Origin of the sequence: Blautia sp. DFI.3.45, from assembly GCF_020593505.1 — a bacterium.
GTDB lineage: Bacteria > Bacillota > Clostridia > Lachnospirales > Lachnospiraceae > Blautia_A > Blautia_A wexlerae.
In genome coordinates, this window is the sequence record NZ_JAJDMI010000011.1 from 55,475 (window position 1) to 80,183 (window position 24,709).

The following is a 24,709-nucleotide window of genomic DNA, read 5'->3' on the forward strand; positions in this document are numbered from 1 at the left end:
TGTTAAAAATCATTCCTGCTATCGCAGGATTTTTTCCGGTTTTCATACATCTGCCAGAGAACCTGTTTGCACAGTTCCACATCCTCCTTCGGAATTCCCCGTAGCATTTTGGCTTCGCCTTCTTCAATACTCTTTAAGATTGCAGGACGGATCTTCTCTGCTTTCTCTGTGGGAATGATCTGTTTCAGGCGTGCATCCTGTTTCGCACTCTCTCTGTAAATGTAACCGTTCTTCTCCATCAGCTTCAGGATCCCTGTCACTGTAGGTTTCCTGATCTGGAATTCCTCTTCAATATCTTTCTGATAGAGATCTCTGTGCATGGTTTCCAGAAGGATAAATTTCAGCACATGCTTCTGCATGGTCGTCAGATCGTCATTCTCCATCACCTCTGCCGGATTATGCCGTTTCATTGTATGGGATAAAATATGTATCAGCCTGCCTACATACATCTCATTCAGCTTCTGTTTCATTTCCTCGTCTATCTCGCCGCACCTCCTAAAATCAGTACACATACTATTGCAAAGCCATATAATAGTTAGGTTGCTATCCATTAGTTGCCTAACTATTATATGGCTTTGGTTTTTTTATGTCAATACTTATTTTATGTTTCTATTTTTGTTCTATATATGATATAGTATTAACGTTGTCCAACCAATACCCGGCAACGGGAGGAGGTGATATTCTTGTCAGAAATTATTCTTTCTTTTCTTATCTCCTGTGCAGCAGGTATAATCTGCCACTATATCTGCAAATGGCTAGACGGAGATAAATAGGACAACACTAGCCTAGTGGTTGCTTGTCCACTTTGTTAAAACAAGAAGAAAGCCCTGGGAGCTGCCACTCCCAGGGCTTTCATTCTTGTTATTCTTGTCAGATTAATTATTCTTTCTTCTGCCTATTGGCATTATATCATATGCATTTTAGGAAATCAATATTCTCCTTTTAAGCAACTCAAAAATTAAATTTGCAAGGACTCTCAGAATATGTTAGAATGATTTCACTAAATAAAGCATTAAAGGATTTTCAAAAATAAAGAGGTTTCACACAAAGGAGGATTTCTATTATGTATATTACATGTCTTGACGTAGAGGGCGTACTGGTACCTGAGATCTGGATCGCATTTGCTGAAGCAAGCGGAATCCCGGAGCTGAAGAAAACCACACGTGATGAGCCGGACTATGATAAGCTGATGAACTGGAGGCTTGGTATTCTGAAGGAACATGGTCTCGGACTGAAAGAAATTCAGGATGTGATCGCAAAGATCGATCCGCTTCCGGGTGCAAAGGAATTCCTGGATGAACTTCGTTCTTTCTCTCAGGTAATTCTGATCAGCGATACTTTCACACAGTTTGCAGCACCGCTCATGGAGAAGCTTGGCAGACCTACCTTATTCTGCAACACTCTTGAAGTTGCAGACAACGGTGAGATCACAGGCTTTAAGATGAGAGTGGAACAATCCAAGTTAACTACTGTAAAGGCTTTACAGTCTATCGGATTCGATACCATTGCAAGCGGTGATTCCTACAATGACCTGGGTATGATCCAGGCAAGCAAGGCTGGATTCCTGTTCCGCAGTACAGATAAGATCAAAGCAGATTATCCGGAGATCCCGGCATATGAAGAATATGATGAACTGCTGGCTGCTATTAAGAATGCAATGAAATAAATCAGCTTTATATCAAAATATTATTGCTATTTATATTTCACATCTGGAATGGGAAATTTCATTAATATAAATATCCACAAATAATAAAATCTGCAGATAAGATATCCATTATATGATATCTCCTGCAGATTTTTTGTAATTTAACCTCATAAAGCAGTTCCTGTCCAATATTCCAATTACCAAAAAACATATAAAAGAACAGCTGCTTTATTTTTTATTCCGTCACATACGCCTTCACAAGCTCATACGTATTCTTCACTCCATCCATATGAGATCTCTCATAATTATGTGAAGCATAAACCCCAGGTCCGATCAGGCCATGTCTGATGTCATATCCTGCGCGGAGAGTTGCCTCCACATCAGATCCATAATGCGGATAAACATCGATCGCGAAATCCAGACCATGTGCTTTCGCTGTATTGACCAGTGCAGTGATCAGATTATAATTGTACGGACCGCCGGAATCTTTGGCGCAGATGGATACCATACGCTCTGTACATCCAAGATCAGCACCCACACATCCCATATCTACAGAAATCATTTCCGCTGTATCTGCCGGTACATAGCTTCCGCCATGTCCAACTTCTTCATATACTGTGAAAAGCAATGATACCTTACGATGCAGTGTAATCCCTTCGTCTTTCACTGCCTTCGCCAGTCCCAGCAGGATTGCTGCAGAAAGCTTATCATCTAGAAAACGGCTCTTGATATATCCACTCTCTGTGATCACAGTCCGCGGATCCATAGCAATGATATCTCCTACCTGGATTCCCAGTGCATCAATATCCTCTTTGTTTTCTACATTCTCATCCAGCAGGATCTCCATATTCTCTTCTGTCTGTTCCACTTTCTCATCTGCCACGTGCGCAGATGGTTCTGTATTCAGCACAACCCCTGTATAAACCCTGCCGTCTCTCGTATGAACAGTACAGTTCTCACCATCAGCAGTTCTCCACTGATGTCCGCCCAGAGTTGTAGGACGGAGGCGTCCGTTATCTTTTATGGAGCGTACCATTGCACCAAGAGTATCAATATGAGATGCCAGGACCAGCGGATTTCCCTCTCCTCCGATCGTCACGAGCACATTTCCCTTATTGGAAAGCTCCGGCTCATATCCCATTTCTTTCAGTGTTTCCATCAGATACTCTGCCGCCTTTTCCGTATAGCTGGACGGGCTTGGGATTGCAGTTAATTTCTTTAACTGTTCCCCGATAAACTCAAGATTTTTTTCCATATTTTTTTCCTCTCATCATTTCATACTTGATTAAGCGGATAAAATCATCCGCTCCGCTATTTGCTCATAACCGAATAACTGCTTCGCAGTTTGATTTGATTATATCACGGCAGAAAGAAAGCGCCCTCAGTGTTCTTCACTTCCGGCGGCATTCCATCTTACATAATATGCTCCAGCAGTTTATGTTCATATTCATTACATTCTGCGATGTCTCCAGATATCCACTCTCTGTCAGTTCCAGGATAATACTGTCTGTAGAGAGATTATGCTTCTCAAGGATTGTATGAAAATCCTCTACCAGAGCACTCTTCAGAAGCCTACTGTTCCGCCAATCTCATTAACAAGGAGATATTCATCTCCTAGAATACGGTAAACCTGCTCCCCTGTTCTGAGACTTGCACGAATACACTCCGCTACTCCACGGATGATCTGATCTCCGTAAGCAGTTCCCATTCTCTCATTTCTGATCACATTCACATCACTTACTGCTGCGAAATCCTCTATCCATATCTACAATATGTGCATGCCTGTCTTTCTGAGAATTGCTGTTTTTGATATAATCCAGGGCTTCATCCATCGTCATATTCTGGCGTTCTATGTAATTTGCCCAGTTCTCTGCATATCCCTTCTCCATCTTCAGATAGTTTCCGGAAACCTGCTTCATTCCTTCCATAGTGGAACAAAACGCATCTATCTGCATCTGCGTTTTTTCATTCCTGATATGGTCGGAATAAACCAGAGAAGACAGAACCGCCGCCAGGATCAGAAGAATATTAATAATCACCAGGATTATTCTCCCGAACCTTTTCTGACTGTTCTTTATTATATTTTTCATTATCTTTCCTCTCAGGAATCACCTTCCGGATGCTGCATTTCTCTTTATATCATAAGCAGCATCCGAAAGGTTTTCCCACGGATCTCTGCATATATTTACATCTCAAATGCCTTTTTTATACTGTCATAATGCAGAAATTTTCCATCTGCTGCAAATTCTCTGATCTGGTCAGGACTGGCAAACATATATCCGTCTGTCTCTTCAGTCTGTAAATGTAAGTCATTCTCATCAATGTCCATGATAAAACGGTACACATCTACAAAATAGTTGTCTCCTTCACCCGGGTTCTCTCTCTTATACGTAAAAAGATAACCACCTTCTGCGTTTCGGGCATCCAGTCCTGTTTCCTCTTTCACCTCACGCAGAACAGCTTCATAAGATTCCTCTCCTGCCTGTGCAGCGCCGCCGGATACTTCCCACCATCCAGGTGCCCACGCTTTCGTCATGACACGTTTAGTGATTAGAAAAGTACCATCCGGTCTGGCTACTACGCCAAGCACAGTCAGATGATACTCTCCGTCCTTCAGACACCAGTCATTTCTCTTCATGGTACGTCCTGTAGGTTTCTTATTCTCATCATAAATATCCCAAAATTCCATTTCCAGTTATCTCCCTGTAAGATTGCTATTGTAACGTTTATTTATAATCATATCATCTTATAGATTTTTATGCAAACATATACTGTAAAATTTAGTTTTTTATTTTACCTTTTTATCATAAAAAAGTGGCAGCCTGAAAACTTTACCATCTCCTGTTCTAAAACAAAAACAGCCCCTGCGGAGAGTCTTAAACTCTTCCGCACAGAGCTGTTTTTACTTTCAAAATTATGCATTTTTATGCAGGAATGCGAAACTACTTTCTCTGTCCGTTTCCAGACTCATTCCTGTCTCAGATCTTATTCCTGGGTTGTGTATCCGAAGAAGAAGTATCCAAGTGGTGTGTAATACATACCTTTGATATTATCTTTCAGCATGTATGGCTGTGTATAGAAGTACAGAGGAGCCAGTACATTGTCTTCACCGATAAGGATATCTTCTGCTGCATGGAATGCTTTCATACGCTCTGCCTGATCAGAAGTAGCTTTTGCTGCATCGATCTGTGCATCGTAATCCGGGTTAGAATACTGAGCATCGTTGTTTCCGCCGCCTGTATACCACATATCAAGGAATGTACAAGGATCATTGTAGTCACCGATCCATCCGTTACGTGCGATCTGGAAGTCACCATTCTTTCTGTTCTGAAGGAATACGTTCCAGTCCTGGTTGTCCAGGTTAACAGTTACGCCAAGTTCTTTCTGCCACATGTTCTGGAGTGCTTCAGCGATCTTTTTGTGTTTGTCATCTGTGTTGTACAGATATTCAACTGTCGGGAAACCTTCGCCGTCTGGATATCCTGCATCTGCAAGGATCTGACGTGCTTCTTCACAGTTCTTCTCATAATCATCTTCAGAAACGCTGTAATATTCACCGCCTACTGTACGGAAGTCATCTCCGCTTGCTCCGTCTGCATCATAGATACCGGATGGAACATATCCTGTTGCAGGAACTTCACCGGACTGAGTTACGTTATCTACGATGTAGTTACGATCGATTACAAGTGAGAATGCTTTACGGATTGCAGGATCAGAGAATACTTCATTTTCTGTATTGAAGCATACATAGTATGTTCCGATATAGTCAGCGATGTTAAGTTCTCCGGATGCAAGGTAAGTAGCAACTTCGTCTACAGGAAGGTTCTCGATGAAATCAAGTTCTCCGTTGTTGTATCCTTTAAGGATCGCGTTGTTGTCGTCCAGAAGTGCAAATTTAATTGTGTCCGGTCCAAGGTTCTCATAATCATAGTAGTTCTCATTCTTTTCCATAAGAATGTAGGAGTTATGAGACCATTCTTTCATCTTGTAAGGTCCGTTGCTGATATAAGTTGCAGGATCAAATGTCCAGTTCTCGCTTCCCTCTACCATATCTTTACGAACAGGGAAGGTTGCCGGGAATGCCATGATCTCTTCGAAATACGGGCAGTCATAAGTTAAATCGATCTGCAGTGTTGTATCATCTGTAGCTTTGATTCCAAGTGTGTCAGGATCCGCACTTCCGTCAGCTACCTCTGCATATCCTTTTACCATGTCGATCATGTAACAGTAGTCTGCTGCTGTTTCCGGGTTTGCCAGACGTTTCCAGGAATATTCGAAATCTCCTGCTGTTACGGCCTGTCCGTCAGACCATTTGATACCATCACGAAGATGTACAGTATAAGTTACTGTTCCGTCATCGTTTGTCTCTTTATCCCAGGATTCAGCCTGTCCTGGAACTGTAACAGCATTTCCTTCACCGTCGTCTGCCCATTTGACCAGACCTTCGAACATATGGTGGCACATGACAGAACCATCCATTGCTGTATTCAGTGCAGGGTCGATACTCTGTGGTTCAGATGCGATACAGAGATTCAGATTAAATCCGTCTGTTGATTCGCTCTCTGCTGCCATTACAGGTGCTGTAGCTGCCATGCTTGTAACCATAGCTACTGACAGAGCCAGAGACATAATTGTTTTTGCCTTTCTCATTACTTGTCCTCCTTTATTATGGTTTTCGCTGTATGAGAAGTCAGCGATTTGTATTATAAATTCCATTATACAGGAACCCAATACCTATGTTAAGCTTTTTCTTTCGGATTTTTTACTATAATTGCAACAATAATTTTGTTAATTATTTCCTATTTTTATTCTTTCTATTTATTTCAGTATTACCCACCAGTTTACATTATATTTTTTCGTATTCTGTAAGTACTCTGATAAATAGTCAGGCGAATATCCGCTTGACTGTATTATTTATCCAGCAGATGACATGCTGCCCAGTGTCCAGGTTCATGCTCTTTGAACTGTGGCATCTCCTCACGGCACTTCTGTGTCGCATATGGACATCTGGTATGGAAACGGCATCCACTCGGCGGGTTCATCGGGCTTGGCACATCTCCCTCAAGGATGATACGCTTTCTGGTACGGCTCAGCTTAGGATCCGGTACCGGAACTGCAGAAAGAAGCGTCTGTGTATATGGATGGATAGGATGACGGTTCAGCTCATAGCTCTCACCAAGTTCTACCAGAGATCCCAGATACATAACACCGATCCTGTTTGAAATATGACGCACAACAGACAAGTCATGAGCGATAAACAGGTAAGTCAGTCCCATTTCTGCCTGCATATCCTCCAGCATGTTTACAACCTGTGACTGGATAGAAACGTCCAATGCGGAAATCGGCTCATCACATACGATAAATTCCGGTTTAACGGCAAGTGCACGGGCAATGCCGACACGCTGCTGCTGTCCGCCGGAGAACTCATGAGGATAACGGTTTGCATGCTCGGTATTTAATCCTACTCTTGCAAGTAGACCTTTGATCATATCCGCACGGTCTTTTTTATTTGCAGCCAGTTTATGAATGTCGATAGCCTCTCCGATAATCTCTCCGACTGTCATACGAGGATCAAGAGATGCGGATGGATCCTGGAAAATAATCTGCATTTTCTTACGGTAAGGAAGCATGTTTACAGATTTCGCTTTGCCAAGTGGTTTGCCGTCTTTGTCCAACGGATTGTCAAAAATTGTCTGACCGTCATAGATAATCTTACCACCGGTCGGCTCATACAATCTGAGAATGGTTCTTCCCAGAGTTGTTTTACCGCATCCGGACTCTCCTACCAGTCCTAATGTCTCACCTTTCTTAATATAGAGGGAAACATCCTGAACTGCCTGAACACCTGGACCGTTTGTTCCCTTGATCGGGAAGTATTTACGTAAATTCTCTATCTCGACAAGTTTCTTTTCTTCATTTGCCATATCAGTTCTCCTCCTTGCCCATCAGTTCCTGAACACACAGCCAGCAGGCTGAACGGTGTTTCTCGCCTACTTCTACATAAGGAGGCATCTTCTTCAGACAGATCTTCATACAATGCTCACAGCGTGGTGCAAAAGGACAGCCTTCCGGCGGATTCAGCATATCGACCGGAGTACCCTCTATCGGGATCAGTCGTTCGTAACTCTCTGCATCTACACGAGGCATAGAACGCAGAAGTCCTTTTGTATACGGATGCGCAGGTTCATAGAAAATATCATCAACAGGGCCCTGTTCAACGATACGGCCTGCATACATAACGGAAACCTTATCGCAGATATCCGCAACAACACCAAGGTTATGAGTGATAAAAATGATTCCCATTTTTGTTTTCTTCTGCAGGTCTTTCATCAGGTCAAGGATCTGTGCCTGGATCGTAACATCCAGAGCTGTAGTCGGCTCATCCGCGATCAGAAGCTGCGGATGACAGATCAGACCCATGGCGATCATAACTCGCTGGCGCATACCACCGGAGAACTCATGAGGATACTGTTTCATACGCTTCTGTACATTGTTGATACCAACCATTTCCATCATTTCCATGGCACGCTTCTCAGCTTCTTCCTTGCTGATCTTTTTATCATGAGCGCGAAGTGCTTCTACTAACTGATTTCCAATGGTGTAAACCGGGTTTAAACAGGTCATCGGGTTCTGGAAGATCATCGCTACTTTACTGCCGCGGAATTCTGTCATCTGATCTTTGGTAAAAGACAGGACATCCTGTCCTTCAAAAGTAATGGAACCTCCGACAACCTTACCAGGAGACTGAAGAAGTCCCATAATAGAGTAGGCTTCCTGGCTCTTACCGGAACCGGACTCTCCTACTACTCCCATAACTTCGCCGTAGTCCAGGTCGTAGGAGATTCCTCCTACAGCCTTAACTTCACCGGCCGGTGTAAAGAAGGAGACTTTTAAGTCCTTAACTTCCAATAATTTATGTTTCTGTTCAGACATGATTCTCCTCCTCTCTTATTTCTTAAGTTTCGGGTCAAGTGCATCGCGCAGACCATCACCGAACAGGTTAAATGCAAGAATCATTACACTGAGGACTACAGACGGAACGATCAGTCTGTAAGTGTATGTATACATACCGCTTAATGCGTCTGTTGCCATAGATCCAAGGCTTGGAAGCGGTGCAGATACACCAACACCAAGATAGGAAAGGAATGACTCCAGGAAGATCGCAGACGGGATCTGCAGGCAGGTTGTTACAACGATCTGTCCGATACAGTTCGGAAGCAGATGACGACGGATGATACGTCCGCCTGAAGCACCGAGTGCTCTGGCTGCTGTTACATATTCCTGCTGTTTCAGCTGAAGTACCTGTCCACGGATGATACGGCTCATAGTTACCCAGTACAGAAGACCGAAGGCAATGAACATGGAGATAAGGTTCGGACCAAGTACATTGGCAAAGGACTTCAGCGGACCGCCGCCCGGGGAGTTGATATATTCTGTCAGGATTGGTTTCAGTGCAGTTGCGATCAGAAGTACGACCAGCATTTCAGGAACTGCATAGATCAGCTCTACGATACGCTGCATCACTGCATCGACCTTACCGCCACAGTAACCGGAGATCGCACCATATAAAGCACCAATGATCAGTACGAGAAGTGCGGCAAATACACCAACTGACATAGAAACTCGTGCACCATACATAACACGGACAAGAATATCACGTCCGTACATATCTGTTCCAAAGACATGTGGGAAAACTTTCTCGCCGGCTGCTTTACGCTCAAGTTCTTTCTTTGAATATCCGAAGATATGTTTCTTAATTCCCAGTTCCTTGCGGACTGTATCTGGGTCTGTGCTCTCTTCAGACTCACTCGCTGTATCATTCTTTGCTGCTGTTTTTGCTTTTGCGCGAAGGATTGCTTCATCTTTTTTTGTAAACTTCTCACCTTTGGCTTCCGCCTCTGCCTTAGCCTGCTCGATCATTGAATCAACATCAACAACCTCACTCTGAGTTCTGGATGCAATCTCTTCATCTACACGCTGCTGGTCTTCCAGTGTGTAATGATATGGAAACAGGTTCTCAGCGCCATCGTTAAATTCATCATATCCATATGGGATCAGAAGTGGTCCGACGAACGCAAACAGAAACAGGAATATAATAACTCCAAGTGCGACCATCGCCACAACATTCTTCTTTAATCTTCTCCAGGCATCTTTCCAGTAAGATACACTCTGGCGGTCCTGGATGAAATCTTCTTTCTCCTGACTGGAAGCCGAAGCAAAATCATCCGGTGTCAAGTCCTGAAGAAGGTTCTCAATATCCGGCTGAAGACTTACCGGACATTTCTTGATCTTCTTATTCTCTGCCATGATCAGTCTCCTCCCTTTGTCAGGCTGATTCTCGGGTCAGCTACCTTATAGAGGAGGTCTACGACCAGATTCATCAGAATAATAAATGTTGCAAGGAAAATAGTAGTTCCCATGATAACCGGATAGTCACGGTTCTGAATAGACTGTACGAAATAACGTCCCAGTCCCGGGATAGAGAATACACTCTCTACTACGAAACCACCGCATAAAGTAAAAGCAACCTGCGGTCCCAGGTAAGTAATAACCGGGATCAGGGCATTTCTTAATGCATGTTTGAAGATGATCTTCTTATTCTTAAGACCTTTTGCCCTGGCTGTCTTGATATATTCCTGGCTTAAGGAATCCAGCATAGCAGAACGGGTCTGACGTGCAGTATAGCACATCGGGTAAAATCCCAATGCAAAGCACGGAAGTATGTAGGCTCTGATCCCCTGTGACGCATCAAAAATGGACGGGAACAGATTCAGTGCTCCGTCACCTGTGAGTGTTACAAGAAGAACAGATGCAACTACGAAACTCGGCATGGAGATACCCAGAGTGCAGATAACTCTGAGGATACTGTCTGTGAGCTTACCTCTCTTAAATGCTGCGAGACATCCAAGTGGTACACCTACGATGATCGCCCATAACAGAGCGAGGGCACCTACTTTGGCAGATACCGGGAACATCTCAACGATGATATCCAGAACTGCGCGGTTTTTCTGCATCTTCAGGGACACGCCAAAGTCACCATGCAGAATATTTTTAAGATACATGAAAAGCTGAACATGAACAGGCTTATCCAGGCCATATTTTGCATTCAGCGCTGCCAGGGTTGCGGCAGATGGCGTTTTCTCGCTGAGCCACGGGCTTCCAGGCACAGCGTTCATCAGAAGAAATGTAAGGCATGCTACCAGAAAGATCGTAAGCAATGCCATTGCAAATCTCTTTAAGAAGTATTTAGCGTTAGCCATATGTTTTTCCTTTCTTCCTTATATATTGCTTTTCGCTTTGTGGAGATATTTTCGTTACTGTTCTCAGCAACATTGGAACAGTAACTGTTTTTCTGCTATTATTCGTATGTATTCTAGCTGTGCAGATATAAAGGAAATTATACCATACTTTCTCATACCATTTCAAGCTAATACTACTGGAAAATGCTTACGCTTTAATTTGTTAAATATTTATAAAAAATCTAAATTTTTCAGAAATAACATTCCGGTAAACTGGAAAATATATTTAAAATCCCTGCATCCTTGCATTGAAATTAAAACATTTATTCAGTATAATCAATATTAGCAACTGCAGCCATACAGCTACAGTCATTTAAAGGAGGAATATTATTATGGCAACATGGAAAAATCTGGACACTCTTGCTTCCTACAGTAAGCTTGCCGGTCTGAAGGGTCATGTAAATATCGCAGAGGCCATGACAGGCGAAAATGGTGCTGAACGTGTAAAGAAGTACAGCGCACCAATGGCAGCCGGCCTGGCTTATAACTATGCCGCAAAACAGGTTGACGAAACAGTCCTGAACGCACTTGCAGATCTGGCAGACGAAGCCCAGCTTATCGACAAATTTCAGGAATTATACAACGGCGCTGTGATCAATACAGGAGAGAAACGTATGGTTCTTCATCACCTTGCACGAACTCAGCTCGGTGACGCTGTAGTTGTAGACGGTGTTGACAAACGTGAATTCTACGTAGCACAGCAGAAGAAAGCCGCTGACTTCGCAAATAAAGTTCACACAGGTGAGATCACTAATGAAAACGGCGAGAAGTTCACAACAGTCGTACAGATTGGTATCGGCGGAAGTGACTTAGGTCCTCGTGCATTATATATCGCTCTTGAGAACTGGGCAAAAGCAAACAACACATTTAAAATGGAAGCAAAATTCATCAGCAACGTAGATCCTGATGATGCAGCTGCTGTCCTTGCTTCAGTAGACCTTGCTCATTCTCTGTTCATCGTTGTATCCAAATCCGGTACAACTCTTGAAACTCTGACAAACGAAGCATTCGTCAAGAACGCTCTGGTAAAAGCAGGATTAAATCCATCCAAACATATGCTTGCTGTAACAAGTGAGACATCTCCTCTGGCTAAGAGCGAGGATTATCTGACAGCAATCTTCATGGATGACTATATTGGCGGACGTTACTCTTCTGTTTCCGGTGTAGGCGGTGCGATCCTTTCCCTTGCATTCGGTCCTGAAGTATTTGCACAGATCCTTGACGGAGCTGCTGCTGAGGACAAGCTTGCTACTAATAAGAACATCCTTGAGAATCCGGATATGCTGGATGCACTGATCGGTGTTTATGAGAGAAACGTACAGGGATATCCTGCAACAGCAGTTCTCCCATACTCTCAGGCATTGAGCCGTTTCCCTGCACACTTACAGCAGTGTGACATGGAATCCAACGGTAAATCTGTAAACCGCTTCGGTGAACCTGTAGATTATGTAACAGGACCGGTTATCTTCGGTGAGCCAGGTACTAACGGACAGCATTCCTTCTATCAGTTATTACATCAGGGAACTGACATTGTTCCGCTTCAGTTCATCGGCTTCAAGAAGAGCCAGCTTGGTGTAGACGTAGATATCGAGAACAGCACAAGCCAGCAGAAACTCTGCGCGAACGTTGCTGCTCAGATCGTAGCATTTGCATGCGGTAAAAAGGATGAGAACCTGAACAAGAACTTCAAGGGCGGACGTCCTTCCAGCATCATCACAGGTGAAGAACTTACACCAGCATCTCTGGGTGCATTACTTGCTCACTTCGAGAACAAGATCATGTTCCAGGGATTCGTATGGAACTTAAACAGCTTCGACCAGGAAGGTGTTCAGCTTGGTAAAGTCCTTGCAAAACGTGTTCTTGCACATGACACTGACGGAGCACTGAAAGTATACAGTGACCTGTTAAACATCTGATTTCATCAGAAAACAAAAAATACACAAGCCAAGATTCAACCGCAAAAAGCGGTTTCAAACTATAGCACTCCTCTTCAATAATACATTCAGGAGGAGTGCTACAAGAAAGAATCCTGCCCGAAGGGCTTTGTTATGTTATAGGAACATTACGGAGTAATTTCCTGTAACATAACAAAATCATCATACAGAACTCCGATAAATATTATCAGGAAGTTCCTTATGATGATTTTTCTGTTTTCTTTTCTAATTCTCTTCTGACTTCTTAACAAACTCTGCTTTCGGCAATGGTCTGGAATAATAGAATCCTTGAATATTGTCACATTCCATCTCCTTCAGAAGTTCAAGCTGATCTGCAGTCTCCACACCTTCTGCAACCACCTTCATGCCAAGTCCATGTGCCAGGATGATTACCTGCTGCACGACCATTCTTCCCTTCTGCTGGTGAATACAGTCAACCAGACTCTTATCAATCTTCAGTGTATTAAACGGTAATTCACTCAATGTGATCAGTGAAGAATATCCTGAACCAAAATCATCCATGTGCAGTGCAAATCCTGCATTTACCAGTTTCTCTGTAAAATCTCTGATCATAACATTATTCAGAGTAGCTGTTTCCGTCAGTTCAACAGGCACACAGGAAAACGGGATCCCATTCTCCTCTACAATCTTCATATAACGTTCAACAATATCGGAATGATGGATGCTTGTACGCGACAGATTTACAGAAATCGGAATCAGCTCCTGCCCCTTCTTCATCAGTTCACGCTGAAATTCGCAGACATACCGGAATATGTATTCATCCAGCTTCACGATCAGTCCGTCCTTTTCATATAGCGGGATGAAATCTCCGGGCATTACCATGGAACCATCCGGGTTGATCCATCGCACCAGTGATTCCGCTCCTGTGATCCTCTCTGTTTTTACATCATATTTCGGCTGGAAATATGCCACAAATTCTTTATTTTTAATCGCAGATTCAAATCTGTTCTCCAACAAACGGTCCTGCATCTGCTTCTGTTTCATTTTCTCTGTATAATAAGCAATGTTACACTCATAGTTATCGCGGATACTTCTGATCGCCATAAATCCTCTGTCACAGATTACAGAAACAGGTAAAGATTTATCAATATCCTGATAAACTCCATATTTGACCATAAGATTGGGAACAGGTGCATGCTCTGCGATTTCTTCTTCTATCTTTGTCACTGTTTCCAAAGACAGATCACAGTCATCACACGTCATACATACGAACTGATCACTCCCATATCTGGATACCAGACCTGTCTTCAGCATCTTTGTATAAGCTCCTGCCAGATAGCAGAGGATTTCATCTCCTACTTTCTCCCCGTAACTGCTGTTGATCAATTTGAAATCCCTGATGTCAGCAATTACAAGATGAAATCTCTCCCCCGGTCTGGTTTTCAGAAAAGATTTTGCATGATAGAAAAACGCCTGTCTGGTATAAACTCCGGTGAGCTCATCATGTTCTACTGCAGTCAGTGCCATTACGGACTCCCTCAGCTTGATCACACTGTTGATCCTGCCCATTACAAGTTTAAAGTTATAGGGCTTCGGAATAAAATCAACTGCACCAAGATCCAGGCATTGAAGTTCTACATCTTTTGAATTACTTCCGGTCATAACGATAACCGGTATGGTTGACAGAAATTTATCTGTGTTTCTGCGTCTGAGGAATTCAAATCCATCACACACAGGCATACAGATATCCAACAGCACTACTGATAATTCTCTGTAATGCTCGGAAAGAAGTTCCAGTCCTTCTTCCCCGTTTTCTGCGAGAAAAACATCAAATTTCTCTTCCAGAAAAGAAGAGAGGATATCTCTGTTTAATTCATTATCTTCTACGACCAGGACTTTTCTTTTGGACGGTAATTCCCCCGGTTCCAACAGTTTTGCATTGTCAGAATCTTTTCTCATACTTTTTTTATACCCCTCACACACAATTTCCAAAGCAAAGCATCTCCGGATATCCGCACCGGAGATGCTCAAATTATTATAGTAACCGATCTGTTATCTGCAACCGTCCAGCCATTGTGGGAATATACTATACTTAAACGTTACAGGCATACATAATGTCTACATATCTTAACTCTTTGAGTTTACATTATTTTGCATAATCTTTCAAGCCTTATTCTGCAGTTGACATGATTTTGCCACGACTTTATTATGGAAATTTCATGCTATGATGGGCTGGATTAAGATGCATTATTTACGAGGATTGCTCTATACTTTTACAATGTACGGAATTTTTATATGCTGACAGTATAAACAGAGGCAGAAATGTTTCCACAAATAATCCTGCTTCAAACATTTCTGCCTCTGTTATCCTGTCTGTAAATCTTTAAAAATAATATTCTTCTGAATAAATCCTTAGATCCTCTTTTGTCCATTCCCCACCTTCAATATGAAAGCTGTTCAATACCGGATAGTCCGCCATCAGTGACAGGATCAGATAACTTGCCTTTGAATCAAAAGCAAGACGGATATCCTCCACTGACGGACGGGATGGAGAAGACGGATGGGAATGCCAGTTTCCCAGCGGTTTCAATCCGTTGGCACGCATATCCCTGATCGCATTTATCTGGTCTCTGGGATCCAGGGTGAAGTGATCTTCTGCATGATCTTTATTCTCCAGAAAATATACCTTTCGGATTTCCCTTCCCTCCCCGGTTTCCACTCCGGCCAAAAGCCCGCAGGCTTCCTCCGGAAGATGCTCTTTTGCATAATTAACGATCTCATCATAGAGATGATCTCTCATTCTTATTATAGCCATACTTTTCTCCTGTTTTGCATCAGGTTTTTCTCGTATTTACTGCTCATCTCTTGTGGCAAATCGGCCTGCTGTTTCCTCACAGACCTCCTGCTCGTAGTCGATCGGTTCCAGGATTGTCGGATGATCTCCGCATACTGCACAGTCATGAGTATCCTTCGGCAGTTTAACCTTATGGAATTCCATTGTCAGCGCATCAAAAGTCAGAAGATATCCTGTCAGAAGATCACCTACACCAATCAGATACTTGATTGCTTCCATTGCCTGTAAGGAACCGATGACACCTCCCATTGCTCCAATGACACCTGCCTGCTTACAGGTAGGAACTGCATCCTTGGGCGGCGGATTCTTGAATACGCAGCGGTAACATGGACCTTCCCCGGGTACATAGGTCATCAGCTGACCTTTAAAACGAATGATACCTGCATGGGAAAATGGTTTTTTCTCCAGTACACACGCATCATTGATCAGAAATTTTGCCGGGAAATTATCAGTTCCGTCAATAATAAAATCATATTCTCGAATCAGTTCGCGGATGTTGGATGCGTCTACGAACATCCGGTAAGTTTTTACTTCCACATCCGGATTCATGGCATTCATGGTTTCCTTTGCTGATTTTACCTTTGCTTTTCCGATATCTGCTGTGCTGTGGATGATCTGTCTCTGCAGATTGGAAAGATCTACCTCGTCCGCATCCACAATACCGATTGTTCCCACACCTGCTGCTGCCAGATACATTGCCGCAGGTGCACCAAGACCGCCTGCACCGATGATCAGTATTTTTCCTTTCAGGAGCTTCTTCTGTCCCTTTGCACCCACTTCTTTTAAGATGATGTGACGGGAATAACGCTCGATCTGTTCATCTGTCATTGCCATTTAGCATCCACCTCCCATGAAATAAAGAAATTCTACATTGTCTCCCTCTTTTAATACGGTAGACTCTTTATCCTCTGATGCAACAAATTCTTCATTAATAGAAACGGTTACATATTCCGGCATCTCTACATTTTCCTGTGCGATCAGTTCCGGAAGTGTCAGTCCGTCTTTTACTTCTTTTTTCTCTCCTGCTACTGTGATAAACATATTTTTCTCCTTTATGCCTGCTCTCTTTTTAGAGTAATCCTTCAATCCAGCTGTTTAACTCTGCCTGTTTCAATGCTCCTGTTTTCCGGTCTTTCGCCTGTCCGTCTTTAAAAAGGATCAACGTCGGATTTGCCTGCACTTCATACTGCTCTGCCAGCTCCACATCAAAGTTCGTATTTACTTTATATACTTTAATCTTATCCTCATAATCATCTTCCGCATTTCCGAGAACCGGTGCCAGCTTTTTACATGCCACACAGGAATCTGAATAAAAATCCACCAGAACCGGAAGTTTTTCCTTCAGGACCTTCTCTTCAAAATCCGCCTTGCTTACCCGTACTGCCATCAGTCTTCCACCTTTCTTACATACATGGTGTAAGTACCATCTTCATTATCGGTTAATTTCAGTACCTTATGCCCTTCTTCTTTCATGCTGCGCGGAACATTCTGCACTGGTTCGCCATCGTTCATGCGGACAGCCAGAATCTCTCCATCCTCCAGTTCTTCGATTGCTACTTTTGCCTTCACGAATGTCAGGGGGCATACTTTATCGGTAATATCAACCTCATCGGTTACTTCAAAATCTAATTCAGCCATTATGTTCTCCTTTCACTGTCCTTCATACGCATCTTTCAGCTGACTGCGGAAATCTTCTTCTCCCACACGCTGCAATGTTTTGCGGAAACGTTCACTTGGATTTGCATTTTTTTCAAAGAAATTAATTGCCGCATCTGTCACACGAAACAGTGTTTCTTTATCCGGGATCAGAGGAAGCAGTTCTTCTCCTTTATAGATATTATTTCCGAAGGTTCCTCCAAAAGATACGATATATCCCGGAGTTCCTTTCCATGCATCCACCGGACAGCTCTTTACACAGCGGCCACAATGATTACATTTCTGCGCATCCAGTTCTATTTTGCCGTCCACCATCTTCAGTGCATCCTGTCTGCAGGCTTTCACACACACACCACAGGAAATACAGTCGTCTTCCTTATATTCGATGTTCATGCCACCTTTGATTCCAACATCGTTTTCTTCTGCTTTCAGGCAGTTATTCTGGCATCCTGTAACACCAAATTTGAATTTATGCGGGAGTTCCCGTCCGAAATATCTCTCATCAAGCTCTTTTGCCAGTGTGTAGGTGTCGATACATCCGCTTGGACAGACCTCTGAACCCTGACAGGCTGTAACTGTACGTACACGTGGTCCGCACACACCGGTTCCCACACCGCCTTTTGCCAATGCTTCTTTTACCTCTGCCAATTCTTCCACTTTAATAAAGGGAATCTCAATGCCCTGGCGGGAAGTCATATGTACATATCCGCGGCCGTATTTTTCTGCTACTTCTGCTACTGTCTTAATATTCTCTGCAGTCAGGTTTCCACCGACCACTGCCAGTCTCAGGGAACCGTAACCTTTCTGTTTCTGTCTCATATATCCGCCTTTTTTTAAGGCTGCATAATCTACTTTCTGTGCCATTTTTATCTCTCCTTTGTGTTTTTAGAGCGTTTTTTCAAATATTTTTCCAGATCTGCGGCTGTCCGGTATCCTTACAGCCGGTTGAATTATCGTAATACTCTCTCAGTTTCTTCTATTTCAGATATTCTGCCACTGCGGTTGCTGCATTGGCACCATCCGAAACCGCAGTTACCACCTGACGCAGTTTCTTTGTTCTTGCATCTCCTGCCACATACAGCCCTTCCAGAGCGGTTTCTCCTGTCTCCCCTGCTCTGACATAACCTGAATCATCTAGTACTGCAAATTTTTTCAGAAGATCTGTCTGTGGTACTGCTCCGTAAGCAACAAATACACCGTTCACATCTATCACAGCTGCATCTTCCAGAACTACTCCTGTTACTTTCTGCTCTCCGATGATCTCTTTTACCTGATGCTCCAGTACGAAGATAACGTTTTCCTTCTCTCTCAGTTTCGCCACTGTAACAGCGGCTCCTCGGAATTCCTTTCTCCTGTGGATCACATATACTTTCTCTGCCACATCCGCCAGGTAAACAGCATCATCAAGTGCTGTATCTCCACCACCAAGAACTGCGACTGATTTACCTCTGTAAAATGATCCGTCACAGATTGCACAGTAAGAGACACCCTTTCCTGCATATTCCTGTTCTCCCGGAATATTCGCTCTTCGCGGTGTGGCTCCCGCCGCATAGATTACGGTTTTCGCTTCCACCTGCGAACCATCTGCAAATACAAGTTCAAAATCTGATGAAGCTTCTTTCTTTATCTCTGTTACTTCCTGTTCCATGAAGGATACCCCAAGCTTCACTGCATGTTCCCGGAAGTTCTCACCCAGATCATAACCGCTGATGCCCGGAAATCCCGGATAGTTATCTACCTGTCCGCTTTCTGCGATCTGTCCGGTTCCTTCATATTCTTTTTCTATCACTACGGCTGACAGATTAGCCCTCTTTGCATAGATTGCCGCACTCAAACCCGCCGGACCACTTCCAATGATACCTACATCATATTTCATATCGTCAGTTCCTTTACACCTATTATTCCTATCGAATTAGTATGTTTTATAACAAACATAATAACACCGATAATTTCCTCTGTCAATAAATAAGATTATAAAAATTTTTTAGGATTCGTTATGGACTCAGGTTATAGCAGTTACTTAATATTCGCTGTACTAGATCCAACTGTAATCTCCGCCGGTCAGAGCAAGGCTCAGAAGTGTGTCCATCTTCTCTACCTCTTCTTCACCCTCAATCTTCTGAATCAGTTCTGCTGTATCCAGCACATCCTCCAGTGACTCGTCCGGACCGATCTCATAGTCGATTTCAGCCTCACAGTCCGGGCATGGAATCCTCTTCATCGTCTGCATAGACAGAAAACGGTTGCCGCATTTTTTACATTCATAATATCCGCACTCTTTCGTGCCGTCTGGTACATAATACATCTTTTAATTTTCTCCTTTTTTTGTTTATATGATTAGTTTTTATATGATTGGTCTTCTGATGACAAAGAGCTGCCGGTTTTGATGATTCCCGGACAGCCCTTTATTCAACCTTCTGTACATCTAATTTTCTGCTTTTTCTTTTTTGAGCAATTCTGTATATTCTGCTTCCCTCATAGGTCTGGCATAGAAATATCCCTGAGCCTTGTTACAGCCGAACCCCTGAAGCATTACCTTCTGCTGTTCGGTCTCCACACCTTCAGCAATGATGGAAAGCTTCATATGATTTCCCATAGTAATGATCATGTGCAGGATTTCTTCTGCTCTTCCATAAGGATCTGCTGCACTTAAGAAACGCATATCCAGTTTGATTTCATCAACAGGAGCTTCCTTCAGCATATTCAGGGAAGAATATCCACTTCCAAAATCATCCATCAGAATACGGAATCCTCCCTGGCGAAGCTTCTCCACAACCGAAAAGATCATTTCCGAGTCAGTGGCATACGCAGTTTCTGTTATCTCCAGTTCCAGATATTTTCTCGGAATCTGATAGCGTTCTGCTATTTCGCAAAGGGTCTGAAACAGGTTCGGATTATAGAACCCAACCCTGGACAGATTTACGGACACAGGATGCAGCGGAATACCCTCATCCATACATTTCTTCAGGAAAATACAGGTCTCTTCATAAATGTAGAAATCTACTTTTGCAATGTATCCGTTTTTCTCCAGTACAGGAATGAAGATTCCCGGAGGAAGCAGTCCCTTTTCCGGATGTTCCCAACGAACCAACGCTTCCGCTCCGATGACACGGTCAGTACACATATCATACTTGGGCTGAAAGAATGCCTTAAACTGCTTTTCCTTAAGGGCATCATCCAGCTCATTAATGATCATCTGCTCCTGGATCAGTTTCTTTCTGTGTGTATCATCATATACAGCAACCTGAATCATATGATTCTTCTTAATGCTATCTGCCGCCAAATGAGCCCGGTCACACATGATTCTTAGACTCTTTGATCTGTCTCGTATCTCATAAATCCCGGCAGAAATCTCTACTGTAGTCTTCAGATAATAATCTCTGATCCGATTACAGAAATGATTTATCTTTGCCTGTATCCTGTCCTCATTATCCAAAGTCAGAATCACAAAATGGTCTGCCTCATATCTGCTGCTGACAATATCTATCCTGCCAAAAATTTTCTCCAGCTCCAGACCGATAAACTTCAGGAACCCGTCACCTGCATCCTCTCCAAACAGATCATTGACAAGCTTAAAATTCTCAATATTGATATAGACAATTCTGGCATCTGCCTCCGAATGCTTCTCCAGAAATTCCCTGCCTCTCTGGTAAAATCCTTCTTTATTAAGAAGCCCGGTCAGTTCATCCGTCTCCATCCTGCAGCGATATGCTTCCTGCGCCGCAGCTTCCACCTGCATCTGTGTCCTGTGTCTGTTATTAACAATCACAAGTATAGTCAATGCCACCAGAAAAATCAGGATACATACGATCTGATATCTGTATTTCTCCATAAATTCCCATATGGAAAAAGATTTCAGCAGATTTATGGAATACTGCCTGATAATATTCTCCTCATCCTGACTGCTCAGGCTTCCGATGCTCTTATTGATTACAGAAACAAGATCGGGATCTGTGTTATCCCCGTATATCATACAGGTCTCTGCTTTGGTAAAAACAATTCCCGACAATGCAAGATCACGATACTTTTCATCCTGCAGATAATAAGATGCCGCGTAACTGTCCATAATGGCCATATCTGCCTTTTTATTTACCACCGCATCCAAAACTGTCCGGGGTGAATCACAGTAAATCGCTTTATATGGGAACTCCCCTTCCGGTCTCAGACTTTTATATTTCTCAAATATACTGTTCATAGAGACGGTCGACGTCTCCAGAGTATTGATATCTTCTCCACGTTCTGCTACTATCTGAAATTCTCTCGTGAAAAATCCACCTGTAAGATGAACTTCAGGTTCATCGATCATTTCCTGACAGGCGGTAATTCCGGCTACAAAATCATACTTTCCACTCTGCGCAGCCTCTATAGGATCGGTATCCGGAGAAAGACTTTCAAACTCAAAAGGTATCCCGCTGATCTCACTGAATTTCTTCAGAAACGCTATATAGATTCCGTCCAGCTTTCCTGTTTCTTTATCTGTATATATCAGTGGCGGCTGATCACCAATGCATCCTATCTTTATGGGTGCGCTGACGCTTTTGACATATTCTGTCTCTTCCCGGGTCAGAAGAGGCTTTGAATTTCTGTTTTTGTCCATAACATACTGTTCTGTAAGATTTTCCGTAAGATCCGGCACTTCTGCTTTAAGCTGCTCAAGAGCATTGTTTACCGCACTCATGACCTCTGTATTTCCCTTTGTTGTCATGATATACATAGGTGCAGCCCCGAATTTATCCACAATCTTAAGTGAATCATGTTTGGATATACTTCCCGTCAAGATCATATCCACTTTCTTCTGCTTAAGAGCCTCTATCTGATCCTGTTCAGATTCATAGTACTTCTCCGGACAGTGAAAATTTTTCTCATCCTGACGCTGTTCAAACTCTTCATTCTGATAGCTGTCTCTCAGCAGACCTACCTTTTTACCATTCATATGCTCATAATCCTGAAAATAAATATCTTCATTATCCTCAGATGTATACAGCACCGCCTGCTCTGTGCCAACAGGCATACAGGAGAAATCATAATTCTTCTCCCTGGCCTCTGTTTTCTGCGCATTGCAGATCAGGTCTACCTTTCCGGATTTCAGATCTGCCAGCTGATTTTCCCATGATTCATTGATATATTCATATCTCCAGCCGGTATACTGAGATATTTTATTCAGATATTCCACTCCATATCCCTTGTATACTCCACTGCTGCTTTTATTAATAAAGTCTGCGTCCTCACGATACGCCACCCGTATTGTCTTTGTCCCGCCGTACGACTGTGCCTGAACCGGAACGATTACTCCCAGAAGCAAGGTAAACAGCAGAACGAACAACATTACATTTCTCTTCTTACCACTCATCTATCGTACCTCTCTCTTGAGTGATTATAACATAATATTCTCCAAAAAGGTATCTTTATAATGCTCGCTCAAACATTTCCCCTTACAGAATCCAGGTGTTACTTTTTAATCCCATTTCCACCACAGACAATCGCATACAAACTAAAAACAAAATTTCTCTGATTGCTTCCGGCGGTAGCTCATATTTCTCTTTTCGCACCAATCCATCAATCGTTGCTCCGAGTCGAATATTTCTCAATACAAAATCTACAGCTTCTTTGATTTGTGTGTAGATTGGTCCTGTAAATTCTCTCTTATCAAGAAATACTGCACGATCTGTTCCTTTAAAATACAATCTGTCTTTCTGTAAAACAATACAAAAAGGATGTGCTGCGGTAACTTCTCCATTGCCTTGACACATCCTTTCGTATTATTATTTATTTCACCATTCTCCAAATTTTTCACTGAAACAGTTTTACGATCCGGATGTATGTAGATAACTTCATGATGAATTTTCATGTTGATATGGAAACGTTTAAAAAAACTCTCTGGTGTCTGTAGTGTAAGTTCTTCCGGATCTGTGATCACGTCTCCAATATAATATGGAAGCCCACAATTCGCATAGGATATGTATCCAGATCTTTCAAACACAGTAATTTCTGCATTCACCAATTCTTTCTTGAGTTTCTTTTTCCCAGAAAGCATTTTATGTCCTGAATAAATAGCCATAACCATGCAAATCAAAGAACTAACTGTAAAATATTTATGACTTGATTTTGTTTCCTTTGTAGCCTGTGTAAAAAGTTCCTAGCATCGTTATCAATGCTCCGACAGACCAATATTCATGAGCTTTCATTTTACCATCTCCCCTTGTTTATTTAAATATGAAACTTTTGATGAAATATACAAACTTGAAGTTGTCAATTTCTTATATATTTTTGATCAGTGTCAGGAATCGTATCTTCTGACCGATATCGCTCTACTTTCATGTGAAGATTATATTTATCTCTTAACTCCGCAATCTTATTCATCATGGGTGATTGATGGTGAAAGTCAATGCTCTCTTGATTTTCCCAACTGTCAATCAGTAGCACAGTTTCCTCATCTCCCAGAGGGAAAAAATAATCATATCTAATGTTCCCCGCTTCATTTCTAATTGCATCAACAGTACCGCTTGAAATCATCTCCTTTGCAAATTTTCGCGCAGAACCATTTTCGCCGGAATAATATATATTAACAACTATACTCATTATACTTTCCTCCAAATTCCGATTTCACGATATCATTTCTAATACAGATTTTACCGTATTTTTTAGATTCAGTCCATCTTTTAATCCCAACCGATAGAAAAACTCTTCTGTATCTGCTCCACTGCTGAAAATTGCATTACAGTATTCCGTAATCACTTCTTCCTGTTCTGGGGATAACGTTTCCAGTAATTCCTGGTATTTCTTTTCAATCTCACTTACTGGCTCTTTATCCTGATTTAACTTCCATTCCGAATACGCTTTTCCCATATGCTCTGTAATTGTCAGATTCACAAATTCCTGCACTTCCTCTGGTATGGTGCTCGTAGATTCCTATTTATCTTTCTTTTTATCATTTGATTTTTCAAGTGTCGTATCATCAATATAACGAATGATTTCTCGAATATTTGACTTCATTGACTGCAAATATCCATTGATCAACTCCGCGTTATTCCGTCAAGGGCATCTTTCTCTCCTCCTTACATTTCATATGTTTAACACGAATTGATACAAGTGTCAATCTCGTTTTGTTAATATCACCCATTTCCCTTTTTGGCTACTTCCCTGCCTCTTCAGATAATTCTTTTCCTTCAATTTGGTTATATAATACTTCACACTAGCAAGATTCCAATCTAACGCATAATCGAAGTGGTAGAAAAGTTATCTCTTATATCGGTTGTAACTTTTTTATGAATTCTATTGACAAGAAAACTTGGTATGTGTATAATCAAAATATGCAAAGAAAACTTGGTATGGAGGTGTTTTTATGAAAAAGGACGAAATC

25 protein-coding genes and 2 pseudogenes are annotated in these 24,709 nt (G+C 42.4%); 2 read left to right on the top strand and 25 right to left on the bottom strand.

The window, feature by feature from the left end:
- Positions 1-2: 2 nt before the first annotated feature.
- The gene (locus tag LJE09_RS06040; protein ID WP_008705263.1) at positions 3-470 is read right to left on the bottom strand and encodes a MarR family winged helix-turn-helix transcriptional regulator; all 468 of its coding nucleotides are present in this window, start codon (positions 468-470) and stop codon (positions 3-5) included.
- Between the two features lie 593 nt (positions 471-1,063).
- Between LJE09_RS06040 and thrH the strand changes: the two genes are divergently transcribed.
- Positions 1,064-1,666 (top strand): bifunctional phosphoserine phosphatase/homoserine phosphotransferase ThrH, encoded by a 603-nt coding sequence (gene thrH, locus LJE09_RS06045; protein WP_025579681.1) that lies wholly within the window; start codon positions 1,064-1,066, stop codon positions 1,664-1,666.
- Positions 1,667-1,880: 214 nt separating this feature from the next.
- Here thrH and LJE09_RS06050 read toward each other — a convergent pair whose 3' ends face one another.
- The 9 genes from LJE09_RS06050 to LJE09_RS06090 all read right to left on the bottom strand — a co-directional run bounded on the left by LJE09_RS06050 (position 1,881) and on the right by LJE09_RS06090 (position 10,905).
- On the bottom strand, positions 1,881-2,900 hold the full coding sequence (locus LJE09_RS06050) for a M42 family metallopeptidase (protein WP_025579680.1): 1,020 nt from the start codon (positions 2,898-2,900) through the stop codon (positions 1,881-1,883).
- A 309-nt stretch (positions 2,901-3,209) separates the two neighbouring features.
- Positions 3,210-3,377 (bottom strand): diguanylate cyclase domain-containing protein, encoded by a 168-nt coding sequence (locus tag LJE09_RS06055; RefSeq protein ID WP_118521755.1) that lies wholly within the window; start codon positions 3,375-3,377, stop codon positions 3,210-3,212.
- A gap of 1 nt (position 3,378) precedes the next feature.
- Complete coding sequence (locus tag LJE09_RS06060; protein WP_144136849.1) at positions 3,379-3,684, bottom strand: hypothetical protein; 306 nt, start codon at positions 3,682-3,684, stop codon at positions 3,379-3,381.
- A gap of 146 nt (positions 3,685-3,830) precedes the next feature.
- Complete coding sequence (locus LJE09_RS06065; RefSeq protein ID WP_025579677.1) at positions 3,831-4,334, bottom strand: NUDIX hydrolase; 504 nt, start codon at positions 4,332-4,334, stop codon at positions 3,831-3,833.
- 296 nt (positions 4,335-4,630) lie between these two features.
- Positions 4,631-6,295, bottom strand: coding sequence for a peptide ABC transporter substrate-binding protein (locus LJE09_RS06070; RefSeq protein WP_025579676.1), 1,665 nt, complete (start codon positions 6,293-6,295; stop codon positions 4,631-4,633).
- Positions 6,296-6,555: 260 nt separating this feature from the next.
- Positions 6,556-7,569 carry an ABC transporter ATP-binding protein gene (locus tag LJE09_RS06075; protein WP_025579675.1) on the bottom strand — a complete coding sequence of 338 codons (1,014 nt, stop codon included), beginning with the start codon at positions 7,567-7,569 and terminating at the stop codon, positions 6,556-6,558.
- 1 nt (position 7,570) lies between these two features.
- Positions 7,571-8,578, bottom strand: coding sequence for an ABC transporter ATP-binding protein (locus tag LJE09_RS06080; protein WP_025579674.1), 1,008 nt, complete (start codon positions 8,576-8,578; stop codon positions 7,571-7,573).
- Positions 8,579-8,593: 15 nt separating this feature from the next.
- The gene (locus LJE09_RS06085) at positions 8,594-9,952 is read right to left on the bottom strand and encodes an ABC transporter permease (RefSeq protein ID WP_025579673.1); all 1,359 of its coding nucleotides are present in this window, start codon (positions 9,950-9,952) and stop codon (positions 8,594-8,596) included.
- Positions 9,953-9,954: 2 nt separating this feature from the next.
- On the bottom strand, positions 9,955-10,905 hold the full coding sequence (locus LJE09_RS06090) for an ABC transporter permease (RefSeq protein WP_025579672.1): 951 nt from the start codon (positions 10,903-10,905) through the stop codon (positions 9,955-9,957).
- A gap of 371 nt (positions 10,906-11,276) precedes the next feature.
- Here LJE09_RS06090 and LJE09_RS06095 point away from each other — a divergent pair, with 371 nt between their 5' ends.
- The gene (locus LJE09_RS06095) at positions 11,277-12,860 is read left to right on the top strand and encodes a glucose-6-phosphate isomerase (protein WP_025579671.1); all 1,584 of its coding nucleotides are present in this window, start codon (positions 11,277-11,279) and stop codon (positions 12,858-12,860) included.
- Positions 12,861-13,103: 243 nt separating this feature from the next.
- Here the strand turns inward: LJE09_RS06095 and LJE09_RS06100 are convergent, their stop codons facing one another.
- From LJE09_RS06100 to LJE09_RS06165, 15 genes and pseudogenes are all read right to left on the bottom strand, one after another.
- Positions 13,104-14,798 carry a two-component system response regulator gene (locus LJE09_RS06100; RefSeq protein ID WP_118566384.1) on the bottom strand — a complete coding sequence of 565 codons (1,695 nt, stop codon included), beginning with the start codon at positions 14,796-14,798 and terminating at the stop codon, positions 13,104-13,106.
- 424 nt (positions 14,799-15,222) lie between these two features.
- A complete protein-coding gene (locus LJE09_RS06105; protein ID WP_055054157.1) occupies positions 15,223-15,654 on the bottom strand; it encodes a M67 family metallopeptidase in 432 nt (143 codons plus the stop codon).
- 36 nt (positions 15,655-15,690) lie between these two features.
- Positions 15,691-16,527 (bottom strand): HesA/MoeB/ThiF family protein, encoded by an 837-nt coding sequence (locus LJE09_RS06110; protein ID WP_173697279.1) that lies wholly within the window; start codon positions 16,525-16,527, stop codon positions 15,691-15,693.
- Positions 16,528-16,734, bottom strand: coding sequence for a sulfur carrier protein ThiS (gene thiS / locus LJE09_RS06115; RefSeq protein ID WP_008705271.1), 207 nt, complete (start codon positions 16,732-16,734; stop codon positions 16,528-16,530). It lies immediately after the preceding gene.
- Between the two features lie 28 nt (positions 16,735-16,762).
- Entirely contained in the window at positions 16,763-17,080 is a 318-nt protein-coding gene (gene trxA, locus LJE09_RS06120) for a thioredoxin (RefSeq protein WP_173721824.1), read from the bottom strand.
- Positions 17,080-17,331 carry a sulfurtransferase TusA family protein gene (locus tag LJE09_RS06125; protein WP_008705273.1) on the bottom strand — a complete coding sequence of 84 codons (252 nt, stop codon included), beginning with the start codon at positions 17,329-17,331 and terminating at the stop codon, positions 17,080-17,082. The genes trxA and LJE09_RS06125 overlap by 1 nt, the downstream gene beginning before the upstream one ends.
- Positions 17,332-17,343: 12 nt before the next feature.
- Positions 17,344-18,213 (bottom strand): 4Fe-4S binding protein, encoded by an 870-nt coding sequence (locus LJE09_RS06130; RefSeq protein ID WP_022379859.1) that lies wholly within the window; start codon positions 18,211-18,213, stop codon positions 17,344-17,346.
- A gap of 112 nt (positions 18,214-18,325) precedes the next feature.
- Positions 18,326-19,225, bottom strand: a complete 900-nt coding sequence (locus LJE09_RS06135) for an NAD(P)/FAD-dependent oxidoreductase (protein WP_008705277.1) — start codon at positions 19,223-19,225, stop codon at positions 18,326-18,328.
- Positions 19,226-19,384: 159 nt separating this feature from the next.
- Positions 19,385-19,654: a hypothetical protein gene (locus LJE09_RS06140; protein ID WP_008705279.1), complete on the bottom strand. Its 270-nt coding sequence runs from the start codon at positions 19,652-19,654 to the stop codon at positions 19,385-19,387.
- A gap of 120 nt (positions 19,655-19,774) precedes the next feature.
- Positions 19,775-22,699 (bottom strand): EAL domain-containing protein, encoded by a 2,925-nt coding sequence (locus tag LJE09_RS06145; protein WP_227311052.1) that lies wholly within the window; start codon positions 22,697-22,699, stop codon positions 19,775-19,777.
- 82 nt (positions 22,700-22,781) lie between these two features.
- On the bottom strand, positions 22,782-23,033 hold the full coding sequence (locus LJE09_RS06150) for a hypothetical protein (protein ID WP_330656462.1): 252 nt from the start codon (positions 23,031-23,033) through the stop codon (positions 22,782-22,784).
- Positions 23,034-23,116: 83 nt separating this feature from the next.
- Positions 23,117-23,344, bottom strand: a pseudogene (locus LJE09_RS18705) (NAD(P)/FAD-dependent oxidoreductase); the annotation flags it as partial.
- Positions 23,345-23,534, bottom strand: a pseudogene (locus LJE09_RS18710) (DUF6219 family protein); the annotation flags it as partial.
- A gap of 64 nt (positions 23,535-23,598) precedes the next feature.
- Positions 23,599-23,928, bottom strand: coding sequence for an antibiotic biosynthesis monooxygenase family protein (locus LJE09_RS06160; RefSeq protein WP_062808198.1), 330 nt, complete (start codon positions 23,926-23,928; stop codon positions 23,599-23,601).
- Positions 23,929-23,952: 24 nt separating this feature from the next.
- A complete protein-coding gene (locus LJE09_RS06165) occupies positions 23,953-24,219 on the bottom strand; it encodes a hypothetical protein (RefSeq protein ID WP_226824990.1) in 267 nt (88 codons plus the stop codon).
- Positions 24,220-24,709: the final 490 nt, after the last annotated feature.

Excerpts from the sequence above, each read along its gene's own strand:
- LJE09_RS06040 (WP_008705263.1), bottom strand. The coding sequence starts at position 470 with ATGAAACAGAAGCTGAATGAGATGTATGTAGGCAGGCTGATACATATT.
- thrH (WP_025579681.1), top strand. The coding sequence starts at position 1,064 with ATGTATATTACATGTCTTGACGTAGAGGGCGTACTGGTACCTGAGATC.
- LJE09_RS06050 (WP_025579680.1), bottom strand. The coding sequence starts at position 2,900 with ATGGAAAAAAATCTTGAGTTTATCGGGGAACAGTTAAAGAAATTAACT.
- LJE09_RS06065 (WP_025579677.1), bottom strand. The coding sequence starts at position 4,334 with ATGGAATTTTGGGATATTTATGATGAGAATAAGAAACCTACAGGACGT.
- LJE09_RS06070 (WP_025579676.1), bottom strand. The coding sequence starts at position 6,295 with ATGAGAAAGGCAAAAACAATTATGTCTCTGGCTCTGTCAGTAGCTATG.
- LJE09_RS06075 (WP_025579675.1), bottom strand. The coding sequence starts at position 7,569 with ATGGCAAATGAAGAAAAGAAACTTGTCGAGATAGAGAATTTACGTAAA.
- LJE09_RS06080 (WP_025579674.1), bottom strand. The coding sequence starts at position 8,578 with ATGTCTGAACAGAAACATAAATTATTGGAAGTTAAGGACTTAAAAGTC.
- LJE09_RS06085 (WP_025579673.1), bottom strand. The coding sequence starts at position 9,952 with ATGGCAGAGAATAAGAAGATCAAGAAATGTCCGGTAAGTCTTCAGCCG.
- LJE09_RS06090 (WP_025579672.1), bottom strand. The coding sequence starts at position 10,905 with ATGGCTAACGCTAAATACTTCTTAAAGAGATTTGCAATGGCATTGCTT.
- LJE09_RS06095 (WP_025579671.1), top strand. The coding sequence starts at position 11,277 with ATGGCAACATGGAAAAATCTGGACACTCTTGCTTCCTACAGTAAGCTT.
- LJE09_RS06100 (WP_118566384.1), bottom strand. The coding sequence starts at position 14,798 with ATGAGAAAAGATTCTGACAATGCAAAACTGTTGGAACCGGGGGAATTA.
- LJE09_RS06105 (WP_055054157.1), bottom strand. The coding sequence starts at position 15,654 with ATGGCTATAATAAGAATGAGAGATCATCTCTATGATGAGATCGTTAAT.
- LJE09_RS06110 (WP_173697279.1), bottom strand. The coding sequence starts at position 16,527 with ATGGCAATGACAGATGAACAGATCGAGCGTTATTCCCGTCACATCATC.
- thiS (WP_008705271.1), bottom strand. The coding sequence starts at position 16,734 with ATGTTTATCACAGTAGCAGGAGAGAAAAAAGAAGTAAAAGACGGACTG.
- trxA (WP_173721824.1), bottom strand. The coding sequence starts at position 17,080 with ATGGCAGTACGGGTAAGCAAGGCGGATTTTGAAGAGAAGGTCCTGAAG.
- LJE09_RS06125 (WP_008705273.1), bottom strand. The coding sequence starts at position 17,331 with ATGGCTGAATTAGATTTTGAAGTAACCGATGAGGTTGATATTACCGAT.
- LJE09_RS06130 (WP_022379859.1), bottom strand. The coding sequence starts at position 18,213 with ATGGCACAGAAAGTAGATTATGCAGCCTTAAAAAAAGGCGGATATATG.
- LJE09_RS06135 (WP_008705277.1), bottom strand. The coding sequence starts at position 19,225 with ATGAAATATGATGTAGGTATCATTGGAAGTGGTCCGGCGGGTTTGAGT.
- LJE09_RS06140 (WP_008705279.1), bottom strand. The coding sequence starts at position 19,654 with ATGTATTATGTACCAGACGGCACGAAAGAGTGCGGATATTATGAATGT.
- LJE09_RS06145 (WP_227311052.1), bottom strand. The coding sequence starts at position 22,699 with ATGAGTGGTAAGAAGAGAAATGTAATGTTGTTCGTTCTGCTGTTTACC.
- LJE09_RS06160 (WP_062808198.1), bottom strand. The coding sequence starts at position 23,928 with ATGAGTATAGTTGTTAATATATATTATTCCGGCGAAAATGGTTCTGCG.